The organism is Mycolicibacter kumamotonensis (assembly GCF_002086285.1).
GTDB classification, from domain to species: Bacteria; Actinomycetota; Actinomycetes; order Mycobacteriales; family Mycobacteriaceae; genus Mycobacterium; species Mycobacterium kumamotonense.
Map to the genome: position 1 here is coordinate 1 of NZ_MVHU01000064.1, position 11,002 is coordinate 11,002.

General features: G+C 69.6%; 10 protein-coding genes. 5 read left to right on the forward strand and 5 right to left on the reverse strand.

Features of this window, described 5'->3' with window-relative positions:
* Positions 1 to 109: 109 nt before the first annotated feature.
* Positions 110 to 1,588 carry a PE-PPE domain-containing protein gene (locus tag BST28_RS22315; RefSeq protein ID WP_234808384.1) on the reverse strand — a complete coding sequence of 493 codons (1,479 nt, stop codon included), beginning with the start codon at positions 1,586 to 1,588 and terminating at the stop codon, positions 110 to 112.
* Between the two features lie 150 nt (positions 1,589 to 1,738).
* Here BST28_RS22315 and BST28_RS22320 point away from each other — a divergent pair, with 150 nt between their 5' ends.
* Positions 1,739 to 2,575, forward strand: a complete 837-nt coding sequence (locus tag BST28_RS22320) for a serine/threonine-protein kinase (RefSeq protein ID WP_083083152.1) — start codon at positions 1,739 to 1,741, stop codon at positions 2,573 to 2,575.
* Here BST28_RS22320 and rsmA read toward each other — a convergent pair.
* The 3 genes from rsmA to BST28_RS22335 all read right to left on the reverse strand — a co-directional run bounded on the left by rsmA (position 2,512) and on the right by BST28_RS22335 (position 5,498).
* The gene (gene rsmA / locus BST28_RS22325) at positions 2,512 to 3,441 is read right to left on the reverse strand and encodes a 16S rRNA (adenine(1518)-N(6)/adenine(1519)-N(6))-dimethyltransferase RsmA (RefSeq protein ID WP_083083162.1); all 930 of its coding nucleotides are present in this window, start codon (positions 3,439 to 3,441) and stop codon (positions 2,512 to 2,514) included. The two genes, BST28_RS22320 and rsmA, sit on opposite strands and share 64 nt — an antisense overlap.
* On the reverse strand, positions 3,414 to 4,493 hold the full coding sequence (locus tag BST28_RS22330; RefSeq protein WP_420093458.1) for a resuscitation-promoting factor: 1,080 nt from the start codon (positions 4,491 to 4,493) through the stop codon (positions 3,414 to 3,416). Before BST28_RS22330 ends, rsmA begins: the two co-directional genes overlap by 28 nt.
* Before the next feature lie 159 nt (positions 4,494 to 4,652).
* Positions 4,653 to 5,498, reverse strand: coding sequence for a TatD family hydrolase (locus tag BST28_RS22335; protein ID WP_019736366.1), 846 nt, complete (start codon positions 5,496 to 5,498; stop codon positions 4,653 to 4,655).
* Between the two features lie 27 nt (positions 5,499 to 5,525).
* Here BST28_RS22335 and metG point away from each other — a divergent pair, with 27 nt between their 5' ends.
* On the forward strand, positions 5,526 to 7,067 hold the full coding sequence (gene metG / locus BST28_RS22340) for a methionine--tRNA ligase (RefSeq protein WP_083083164.1): 1,542 nt from the start codon (positions 5,526 to 5,528) through the stop codon (positions 7,065 to 7,067).
* A gap of 17 nt (positions 7,068 to 7,084) precedes the next feature.
* Here metG and BST28_RS22345 read toward each other — a convergent pair whose 3' ends face one another.
* On the reverse strand, positions 7,085 to 7,438 hold the full coding sequence (locus BST28_RS22345) for a hypothetical protein (protein ID WP_083083156.1): 354 nt from the start codon (positions 7,436 to 7,438) through the stop codon (positions 7,085 to 7,087).
* A gap of 98 nt (positions 7,439 to 7,536) precedes the next feature.
* Here BST28_RS22345 and BST28_RS22350 point away from each other — a divergent pair, with 98 nt between their 5' ends.
* Genes BST28_RS22350 through BST28_RS22360 form a run of 3 tightly spaced genes read left to right on the forward strand, consistent with a single transcriptional unit; the run spans position 7,537 to position 10,883 of the window.
* Complete coding sequence (locus BST28_RS22350; protein ID WP_019736369.1) at positions 7,537 to 8,715, forward strand: NAD(P)/FAD-dependent oxidoreductase; 1,179 nt, start codon at positions 7,537 to 7,539, stop codon at positions 8,713 to 8,715.
* Positions 8,712 to 9,608, forward strand: coding sequence for an RNA polymerase sigma-70 factor (locus BST28_RS22355; protein ID WP_083083158.1), 897 nt, complete (start codon positions 8,712 to 8,714; stop codon positions 9,606 to 9,608). The genes BST28_RS22350 and BST28_RS22355 overlap by 4 nt, the downstream gene beginning before the upstream one ends.
* Before the next feature lie 21 nt (positions 9,609 to 9,629).
* Positions 9,630 to 10,883 (forward strand): aminodeoxychorismate synthase component I, encoded by a 1,254-nt coding sequence (locus BST28_RS22360; protein ID WP_083083160.1) that lies wholly within the window; start codon positions 9,630 to 9,632, stop codon positions 10,881 to 10,883.
* Positions 10,884 to 11,002: the final 119 nt, after the last annotated feature.

The following is an 11,002-nucleotide window of genomic DNA, read 5'->3' on the forward strand; positions in this document are numbered from 1 at the left end:
GCACCGAGACTACGAGCCAGACACCAGGTGATCAGGATCCAACCACCGCACCAGGCGGCACCTCACCCTGACACTGAGATGAGACTAGCGGGTACATCCGCGCCGGCGGCTATCCGAACAGGTCGGCGAAGTCCGCCTGGATCGAACTGAACGCGTTGAGCATGACCTCCAACTCGAACCCGGCCGCCATGGTGACCAGCCCGGTGGTAGCCGCCAGCGGCAGACCGATCGCGTTAAGCAGATCACCGGAGGCCAGCTCTTGGGCGAACAGCGTCGCACTGTAGGCCGGCAAGGTGGTGATCAAGGAGTTGAGGATGTCGGCGGTCGGCAGCAGCGTGGCGTACAGGGTCGCGCTGGCACTGGTGAACGCGTTGACGATGTCGGTCAGGCTGGGCATGACGAAGTCCGCGCTGCCCGCGCCGAAACCCAACAGGTCCGCCGCGCTGCTCGACGACAGGTTCTGCAGGTCGTTGACGAAGTCGGTCCAGCCCTGCTGGGCCCCGTTGACCAGGGCGGTGAACACGTCGGCGGGGTTGACGTCGGGGAACACCCCGAACGGGGTGGACACATCGGCCGGCCCCTGAGACCAGCCGTGATCGATGTCGCCGTAGCCGAGGTTGACCAGCACCCGCAGGCTCGGCTGCAGCAGGTCGGCGATCGCGTTGCCGAATCCGCTGCCCCGCAACGGCGCCAGCATCGGCAGGTCCTCGGTGGGGATCATGAAGTACTGGGTGTTGCCGGTGTAGCCGTCGCTGACCGGCAGCTCGATGGCCGAGGCCAGCTGGGCGTCGGTCAGCGTCGGGTACGTGCCGTGCACGAACATGATGCCCATGAAGGCGTTGATATCCGCCAGCAGGTTCAACGGGTACTTGGGGAAGTCGGCGAAGCCGTCGTACTCCTGGATGTAGAACGCGGTCTCCCACGGGGTGTCGGCGGGAGTCCCGCCGCTGAACGTGACACCCAGGCTGGGCAGGGTCAGCTCCGGCAGGTTCGGATTGATGCTCGTCAGGTCGAAGCGGGACAACAGTCCCCCGTCGGGAGTGCTGGGGCTGCCCAGCATCACGAAGGACAGCTGGTCGGCGTCGGGGCGCTGGTCCTCGGGCAGGCTCAGCAGCTGCTTGATCTCCAGCGCGTTGATCACCGCGCTCTGCGAATACCCAAGCACGACAAGGTTATTGCCGGCGGCGGTCTCGTCCATGATCTTCTGATGCAGGATCGAGACGCCCTGATCCAGCGAGGTGTCCAGCGGCAGTGACTTCACCCCGGTCAGCGGGTAGAGGCCCTCCGGAGTGAACAGCGGGTTGGTGACGTCCACCGGGAACAGCGGTTGGCCGGCGAACTTGGGCGTCGCGGGATCCAGGAACCGATCGGTGAGGGCGGTCAGGTACTGCGGCGGCGGCACCGGCAGCCCGCTGCCGCCCATGATCCACGACTCGGTGTCCAGCAACGTCGCCTGCGCCACCACGGTTTTCGCGCTCGCTGCCACCGCAGGCGTCACGGCGGGTGCTGCCCCCAGTGCGAGGATGCCGGCGACGGCCAGTGGCACGGCGCCGAACGTGCGCAGAGCGGGACGGGACGGCGTTGTCATGCGGACCTCCCAAGATTGCGGTCGGATGATTATCACGCTATGCCAGCGAAATGTCATTCATTTCTCGATATTCAAACATCTGTTTCTCAGTTTCTGCGCATCGACGCGCTACGCCGCCGAAGCCGGTGCCGTGGCCATACCCTGGGGAGCATGGGTGAGGCCGGCGGCGACATCGGCGGCTACCTGATCGACCGGGACGTCGGGCGCGGGGGCCACGCCACCGTGTACCTGGCCCACCCCTGCGACCCGCACGTCGACCCCGCCGTGCCGGTGGCCCTGAAGGTCCTCGACGAATCGCACCGCACCCCCGCCGAGCAGGCCCGGCTGAACCGCGAGTTCGAGTTCGCGCGCGCCCTCGACCACCCCAACGTGGTCACGGTCTACCGGCACGGACCGTTCTGGCTGGCGATGCAGTTCGTCGACGGCGGCAAGTCGACCGGCCTGCAAACGGTGCCGGATCGATTGGCCGCGCTGACCCAGATCGCCGACGCCCTCGACTACGCCCACCACCGCGGCATCGTGCACTGCGACGTCAAACCCGCCAACATCCTGATCCCCGCGGACTTCCCCCGCACCGGGGCGGTACTGACCGATTTCGGCTCGGCCCACGCCGTGGTCGAGGACGTCTGGGCACGACTGCGCAGGCCCCGAGATTCCGGCAATCCCGAGGTGTCGCTGCCCTACACCGCGCCGGAGATCCTGTGCGGAAAGGCCCCCTCGGCCGCCACCGACGAATACGCCCTGGCCTGCACCGCGGTCGAGTTGCTCACCGGGGCGCCACCGTTCCCGGCGCCGAGCGCGGCCGAACTGGTCGACGCACACCTGCGACGGCTGCCGCCGCCCATCTCGAACGCATTCGGTCCGGCCAGCCGGGCCCTCGACGTGGTGGTGGAACGCGCCATGGCGAAGCTGCCCGCGCGCCGCTACGGCTCCTGCACCGAGTTCGTCGAACAGCTGTCTCGGGTGCTGGCGGAACCGCCGACCTGAAGCAGGCGCACGAAATCGTCGATCGACAACGTCTCACCGCGTCGCGCCGGGTCGATGCCGGCCGCCTTGAGCCGCGCGGCGGACTGTTCGCCCGATCCCGCCCAGTCGGCGAAGGCGTTACGGGAGGTCTTGCGGCGCTGGGCGAACGCGATGTCGATCAGCGCGAAGACCTGCCGGCGAAACGCGTCGTCGACCGGCCACGGCGCGGTGTCGTACCGGTCGATGCGCACCAGCCCGGAGTTCACCCGCGGCACCGGCCAGAACACGCTCGGCGACACCGTGCCGCAACGACGCACCTCGCCGAAGAAGCGGGCCTTGGCGCTGGGCACCCCGTAGTCCTTGCCGCCCGGCTCGGCGGCCAGCCGCTCGGCCACCTCCAACTGCACCATGACCATCACGGTGCGGATGGAGGGGAATTCGGCCAGCAGGTGCAGCAGGGCCGGGACGGCGACGTTGTAGGGCAGGTTCGCCACCACCGCGGTCGGCTCGGGCTTCACCTCGTCGCGGCGCAGGGTCAATACATCGCGGCCCAGCACCACCAAGCGGTCGGCATCGGCGGGCGCGTGCTCGGCGACGGTGGCCGGCAGCCGGCCGGCCAGCACCGGATCCTTCTCGACGGCGAAGACGCGTGCGCCGTGCTCCAGCAGGGCCAGGGTCAGCGATCCCAGACCGGGCCCGACTTCCAGGACGTGGTCCTCGGAGGTGATGCCGGCACCGGCGACGATCCGGCGCACGGTGTTGGCGTCATGAACGAAGTTCTGCCCCAGGGCTTTGCGGGGCCGCAGGTCCAGTTCTGAGGCCAGGGCTCTGATGTCGCCGGCCCCGAGTAGCCCGATGGTCAGCGTCTCCCGCTGCACACCGGCCAGGCGCCCCAGCCCTGCCGTGCCTGGGTGACCTCGGCGATCGCGATCTGCTCCTCGCGGGTGGCCAGGTCGGCGCGCGGCGCATACTTCAACCCGCCGTTGGCGATCCAGGTGCCGTAGTCGAACTGCACGCCGCCGTAGAATCCGTTGCCGGTGTTGATCGCCCAGTTTCCGTGGGACTCGCAGTGGGCTATGCGATCCCATGCCGCGCCGTAGACCGACGGCGGCACCTCGGTGCCCGGCTTGGCGCCGACCCGTAGCACCGCGTCGCGGGCCGGGGCCACCACGGCGTTGGCGACCGGGAGCCGACCGGTCTCGGCACCGTTGACCGTGGCCACCGAGTAGGTCACGTCCTGGGTGCCCGGGGTCCCGGGATCCTCGAGGACCTGCCGGCTCATGTTCATCGTCGGGTCTTCGACACGCCGCGGGGTCGGAGGAAGCGGCACCCGCTCGGTGACCTGCTTGACCCGGATCCGGGTCACCTGGATCTCCATGCCCTCGGTGACCGGGGTCGACGCCGGGGGGCTGACCTTGTCGGCTTGTTCCAGCGGCACTCCGTCGGCGGCCAGCAACTCGGCGACGTTCCGCGCGGCCAGACGCACCGTGCGCACCACACCGCCGTCGTCGATCCGGACGTTCTTGGCGCTCAGCACCGGCAGGGCCATGCCGGCCAGCGGCACCCGGCTGCCGCGAGAGGCCGCTGCCGGGGCGGTATCGGTCATCGACAGCTGCGCCAGGGCCTCGTCCACGGACAGGGCCGTGGTCCACACCTGCTTGGGCTCGCGGCCGTCCAGGGACAGCTGCAGCGGCCGGCTGCGGCGCACCACGATCGTGTCGGCATCGTTGACCCGGGCGTCTCGCGCGGGGGTGACGTCGTCGCGCTCGCCGATGTCGAACCCGTTCTCGGCGACGACGTCGATCACCCGCGAGCGCATCGTGGTCACGGTCACCGGAATGCCGTCGACATCCAGCGTCACGGTCTTGGCACTGGCGACCGCGAAACCACCGGCGAACGTCAGAACCAGCAAGAGCGCGCCGACCAGCATCCGCAGCATCGGCGAGGGCGCCTGATGCAGCCTGGTCACAGTGTTCAAGCCAAAAACCTCACAACGCTGAAGACACGGCAAAGGGGCCCTTGCGGCACCCCGATTTGATAACGAGACGGTAACGAACCGGCGGTCGTTCGGGCAACCGAATGTGACCTGCCCGACGTTTCACGGCAAGTCGTACACCCGCCGGGCGTTGCGGCTCGTGACCTGCGCCAGTTCGGCTGCCGACACCCCCAGCAGCTCCGCCAGCGCCCGGACAGTGTATGGCAGGCAGTATGGCTCGTTGGGCGCGCCGCGGTAGGGGTGCGGGGTCAGAAACGGCGCGTCGGTCTCCACCAGCAGTTGCTCGGCCGGGATCAACGGCACGGCTTCTCGCAGGTCACGGGCGTTTTTGAAGCTGACCGTGCCGGACAGGCTCAACATCCAGCCGGCGTCCACACAGGTGTGAGCCATCTCGGGTCCCGACGAGAAACAGTGGAAGATCACCGTCTCGGGGGCGCCCTCGGCACGCAGCACGTCCAGCACCGCGGCGTCAGCGTCGCGGTTGTGGATCATCAGCGGCTTGCCGCTACGTTTGGCCAGGTCGATGTGCCAGGCGAAGGCCTCGCGTTGGGTGTGCGGCTCGGCGCAGCCCTGCAGGCGGCCGGGCCAGTACAGATCCAGCCCGGTTTCGCCGACCGCCACCACCCGCGGGTGGGCGACCAGCGCCTCGATCTCGGCGCGGGCGTCGTCGGTCAGGCTGTCGGCGCGGGTGGGGTGCAGAGCCACCGCGGCATAGACCCGCTCGTCCGCGGCGGCGGCCCGGGTCACCCAGCGTGCCGAATCCAGGTCGTCGGCGACGGTCACCACGGCCTGCACCCCGACGGCGGCGGCCCGATCCATGATCGCGCGCAGCGCGGTGTCGTCGTCGGCGCCGCAGGCATCCAGGTGGGTGTGCGCGTCGACCAGCGGACTCAGCGGCTGCGGCGCAGGCGGTGGAGTTTTGGCTGATCGTTTCGAGCTCACCCGCACACCATAGGGTGGGGAGCGATGAGCACGATGCAGCCCTTCTACATCACCACCGCGATCACCTACCCCAACGGTGATCCGCACATCGGCCATGCCTACGAGTACATCGCCACCGACGCGATCGCCCGGTTCCACCGGCTCGACGGTTTCGACGTGCGGTATCTGACCGGCACCGACGAGCACGGGCTGAAGATGGCCGAAACCGCCGCCGCCGAAGGTATTCCGACCGCGGAGCTGGCACGACGCAACTCCGACGTGTTTCAGCGGCTGCAGCGCAAGCTCAACATCTCCTTCGACCGGTTCATCCGCACCACCGACCCCGATCATCTGGAGGCATCCAAGGCGATCTGGCAGCGCATGGTCGACGCCGGGGACATCTACCTCGACGCCTACCGCGGCTGGTACTCGGTGCGCGACGAACGGTTCTTCACCGAGGGCGAGACCCGGACCCTCGAGGACGGTTCGCGGGTGGCCACCGAAACCGGGGCCCCGGTGACCTGGACCGAGGAACAGACCTACTTCTTCCGGCTGTCGGCCTACACCGACCGGCTGCTGGCGCACTACGAGGCCAATCCGGGATTCATCGCCCCGGAGGTGCGCCGCAACGAGGTGGTCAGCTTCGTCTCCGGCGGTCTGCGCGACCTGTCGATCTCGCGCACCTCGTTCGACTGGGGCGTGCCGGTGCCCGGCCACCCCGACCACGTGATGTACGTCTGGGTGGACGCCCTGACCAACTACCTGACCGGGGTGGGCTACCCCGACACCGACTCCGAATCCTTCCGCCGGTACTGGCCGGCCGATCTGCACATGATCGGCAAGGACATCATCCGGTTCCACGCCGTGTACTGGCCGGCGTTTCTGATGTCGGCCGGAATCGAGCTGCCGCGCAAGGTTTTCGCGCACGGCTTCCTGCTCAACAGGGGCGAGAAGATGAGCAAGTCGGTGGGCAACGTCATCGACCCGGTCGAGTTCGTCGAGAAGTTCGGTGTGGACCAGGTGCGCTATTTCCTGCTGCGGGAGATCCCCTTCGGCCAGGACGGCAGCATCTCCGAAGAGGCGATGATCAGCCGGGTCAACGCCGACCTGGCCAACGAGCTGGGCAACCTGGCGCAGCGTTCCCTGTCGATGGTGGCCAAGAACCTCGACGGGCTGGTGCCCGAGCCGACGGCGCAGGCCGCCGAGGACGAGGAGCTGCTGGCGCTGGCCGACGGCCTACTGGAGAAGGTGCGTGCGGCGTTCGGCGCCCAGGCCATGCACCTGGGGCTGGAGGCGATCTGGCTCATGCTGGGCGCGGCCAACCGGTATTTCTCCGCCAACGAACCCTGGAAGCTGGCCAAGAGTGAATCCGCGGCGGATCGGGCCCGCTTCGGCACCGTTTTGTACACCACGCTCGAGGTGGTGCGGATCGCGGCGCTGCTGGTTCAGCCGGTGATGCCCGAATCGGCGGGCAAGCTGCTGGACCTGTTGGGCCAGCCGAGCGAGCAGCGCATGTTCACCGCCGCATCCCAGCGGCTGGCGCCGGGCCTGACGCTGCCGGCGCCGTCCGGGGTGTTCCCGCGCTACCAGGCGTAGCTGACGCCACGCCTGGCCTACCGCGGGTCCAGCCGTACGACCACCTTCACCCGGCCCTGCTCGTCGCGCTCTGCGACGGCGTGCCCGGATCGGTCGGCTCCGTCCAGCCGGATCTTCAGCGGCGCACCATCTCCGGAGAAGTTGCGCCACCAGGTCTTCGCATCGGGCAGGGCGACCCCGATGGTGATCTGGTCACCGCTGCGCCAGTAGCCCACCGGCAGGCTGAAGGTCTGCCCGGACCGTCGCCCGGTGTAGCTGATCATGGTGAGCCGGCGTCCCAGCCGGGAACCGAGCAGCGGCGCGGTGACCAGTGATGTCGTCACCGCGTTGAACGCCCGGATGAACATCCGCGCCGGCCCGCCGAACCCCATGGCCCCACAGTACGTGCGGTGAACCAGCTCACAACCTGTCACATCCGGGCGGCCGGCGGTGTCTTGAGGGCATGACCCCTAAGAGACAGGAGCATCTCATGACCCGCATTCAGGTCGTCATCATCGGCGGCGGCTACGCCGGCACCCTGGCAGCCAACCGGCTGCGCCAGCACCCGGACGTCGACATCACCCTGGTCAACCCGCGCCCGGCCTTCGTCGAGCGGATCCGGCTGCACCAGTACGTGGCCGGCACCGGCAAGGCCACCATCGACTACCCCGAACTGCTCGGCGACGGAGTCCGGCTGCTGGTCGACTCCGCCACCCGGATCGACGCCGCGGATCGGCGCATCCAGCTGGCCTCAGGCACCGTGCTGCGCTACGACTTCCTCATTTACGCGGTGGGCAGCACCGGCGCTATCACCCCGGCCGTTCCCGGCGCCGCCGAATTCGCCTACTCCATCAGCGAATTCGAGTCCGCGTCCCGGTTGCTGACCCGGCTCGGCGAGCTGCCGCTAGACACCCCGGTGACGGTGGTGGGCGGTGGGCTGACCGGAATCGAGGCGGCCTCCGAACTGGCCGGCCAGGGCCGGCAGGTGACCCTGGTCTGCGGCGAGATGCTGGGGCCGTCCCTGCACGCGGCGGGCCGGCGCTCGGTGGCCAAGGCCCTGCGCAAGCTGGGTGTCGACGTGCGTGAGGCGGCGGTCGTCGCCGAAGTGCGCGCCGACGCCCTGGTGCTGCGCGACGGCACCGTGCTGCCCAGCGCGGTGACGGTCTGGACGGCGGGCTTCGGCGTGCCGGATCTGGCCACCACCAGTGGACTGGCCACCGACGCGTTGGGCCGGCTGCTCACCGACGAGACCCTGACCAGCGTCGACAACCCGTGGATCGTGGCGGCCGGGGATGCCGTGGCGCCCGCGGGCCAGCCGTTGCGGATGAGCTGCCAGGCCGCGCTGCCGTTGGGCGCTCAAGCCGCCAACACCGTGTTGGCCCGCATCGCCGGCACCTCACCGGCCGCGGTGGACCAGGCGTTCGCCGCCCAGTGCATCAGCGTGGGCCGCGATGCGGCGACCGTGCAGCTGTCCCGCCGCGACGACACCCCGATCAAGGCGTTCGTCGGCGGCCGGCTCGGCGCGGTGGTCAAGGAGTCGATCTGCAAGTACACGGTCAAGTGGATTCGCGACGAGGCGGCCAAGCCGGGCTCGTATCGTTGGATGAAGGGCGGCACCCGAGCGGCCCGCATCGCACAGGGCCAAGCGGAACGGGGGGCTGCGGTGTGACAAGCGAACACGCCGAACGGTTCACCGAACTGCGGCCGCTGCTGTTCACCATCGCCTACGAGATCCTGGGCTCGGCAACAGAATCCGACGACGTCCTGCAGGACAGCTACCTGCGCTGGGCCGAGGTGGATCTGGCCGAAGTCCGCGATGTCAAGGCGTACCTGGCCAGCCTGGTCACCCGTCAGGCGCTCAACGCGCTGCGGGCGGGTGCCCGGCGCCGCGAGGAGTACGTCGGTCCGTGGCTGCCCGAACCGCTGCTGCTCACCGAGCACGATCCCTCGGCCGATGTCCTACTGGCCGAATCGGTCTCGATGGCGATGCTGGTGGTGCTGGAGACGCTGCGCCCCGAGGAGCGGGCGGTGTTCGTGCTGCGCGAAGTGTTCGGTTTCGACTATGACGAGATCGCGGCCGCGGTGGGCAAATCCGCGGCCGCGGCTCGGCAGGTCGCGCACCGGGCCCGCAGCCACGTCCAGGCCCGGCGACCGCGCTACGCCCCGGCGGATCCGGAGGAGGGCTCTCGGGTCGCCGCGGAGTTCATGACCGCGGCGGCGGGCGGGGACATCACGACCGTGCTGTCGATGCTGGCACCGGATGTGGTGTGGACCGCCGACAGCGGCGGCAAGGCCAGTGCGGCCCGGCGGCCGATCGTCGGCGCCGACAAGGTCGCCCGCACGGTCATCGGGCTGCTGCGGCAGGGCGCGCAGATGCCGGGTGTCCGGGTGGACATGGGCGTCTGCAACTCGGCCCCGGCGGTGCTGCTCTACAGCGACGACGGTCTGGAGGGCGTGTTCACCTTCGAGATCGTCGACGGCCTGATCACCAACTTCTACGCGATGCGCAACCCGGACAAGCTGGCGGCGGTGGCCGCTGCCCGGGAGATCACCCGCAGCTGAGGCGTCTGACAAGCTAGAGCGGTGCGGATCGAGCGGCTCGGCGACCTGGGCGCGGCACCGGAAGTGCTGCGCGCGGTCGGCGACGCCGCCGGCAGGTGCGGGCTGGCGCCGCCGGCCGCACTGACCGGCGAGTGGTTCGAGGCCCGGGCGGTGATCGCGCCCAGCGTGGCCGTCGAGCCGGTCGGACCCGGCGAGGTGTTCGACGTCGGAGCTCCGCCGGCCGCGGGTGCACCGCCCGGCGCGGTGGGCGGCGGCTGGATCGGCTATCTGTCCTACCCCGATCCCGGCGCCGACGGCGGCGTCCCCCGGATTCCGGAGGCGGCCGGGGGCTGGACCGACTGTGTGCTGCGGCAAGACGGTGACGGGCAGTGGTGGTTCGAGAGCCTGTCGGGTGCGCCGATGCCGGGCTGGCTGGCCGAGGCGCTGAGGACGCCCGCACCGGCCCGCGGGTGTCGCATCTTCTGGCAGACACCGGATCGGCAGGCGCATCGGGCCGGGGTGTCGGCCTGCCTGGAGGCCATCCGTGCCGGCGAGGTGTATCAGGCGTGCGTATGCACCCGCTTCACCGGGACCGTCACCGGCGCCCCCCTGGACTTCTTCGCCGACGCGGTGGCCCGCACCGCACCGGCGCGCGCGGCCTACCTCGGCGGCGACTGGGGTGCGGTGGCGTCGCTGTCGCCGGAGCTGTTCCTGCGCCGCCGCGGCGAGGTCGTGACGTCCAGCCCGATCAAGGGCACCCTGCCCTGCAACGCCCGCCCGTCGGCATTGCGCGCCTCGGCCAAGGACGTCGCGGAGAACATCATGATCGTGGACCTGGTGCGCAACGACCTGGGCCGGGTGGCGATCACCGGGACCGTCGGCGTTCCCGAGCTGCTGGCGGTGCGGCCCGCGCCGGGAGTGTGGCATCTGGTGTCGACGGTGTCGGCGCGGGTGCCGCCGCGGCTGAGCATGGCAACCCTGCTGGATGCGGCGTTCCCACCCGCGTCGGTGACGGGCACCCCCAAACTCCGCGCCCGGCAACTGCTCACCCAATGGGAACCGAATCGTCGCGGAATCTACTGCGGCACTGTCGGTTTGGCGTCACCCCTGGCGGGCTGTGAGCTCAATGTGGCGATCCGCACCGTGGAGTTCGACGCCGCCGACGGCGCAGTGCTCGGAGTCGGCGGCGGGATCACCGCGGACTCCGACATCGACGCCGAGTGGCAGGAGTGCCTGCACAAAGCCGCGTCGATCGTCGCTGCCGATCAGGCTCGGCAACGCAGCACGGCGTCCTAGTGTCCTGAGTCATTAATTACAATCTAGTTGTTAGGCTGGGTTGTGCCGACGCCTCATGCTGCTGAGATTGTGCTGACCGCTGATGAGCGGGCCGAGTTGGAGGGGTGGGCGCGACGACG

What these genes read in the sequence shown, in the direction of transcription:
- BST28_RS22315 (WP_234808384.1), bottom strand. Translation starts at nt 1,588, where the DNA reads ATGACAACGCCGTCCCGTCCCGCTCTGCGCACGTTCGGCGCCGTGCCA.
- BST28_RS22320 (WP_083083152.1), top strand. Translation starts at nt 1,739, where the DNA reads ATGGGTGAGGCCGGCGGCGACATCGGCGGCTACCTGATCGACCGGGAC.
- BST28_RS22330 (WP_420093458.1), bottom strand. Translation starts at nt 4,493, where the DNA reads ATGCTGCGGATGCTGGTCGGCGCGCTCTTGCTGGTTCTGACGTTCGCC.
- metG (WP_083083164.1), top strand. Translation starts at nt 5,526, where the DNA reads ATGCAGCCCTTCTACATCACCACCGCGATCACCTACCCCAACGGTGAT.
- BST28_RS22345 (WP_083083156.1), bottom strand. Translation starts at nt 7,438, where the DNA reads ATGGGGTTCGGCGGGCCGGCGCGGATGTTCATCCGGGCGTTCAACGCG.
- BST28_RS22350 (WP_019736369.1), top strand. Translation starts at nt 7,537, where the DNA reads ATGACCCGCATTCAGGTCGTCATCATCGGCGGCGGCTACGCCGGCACC.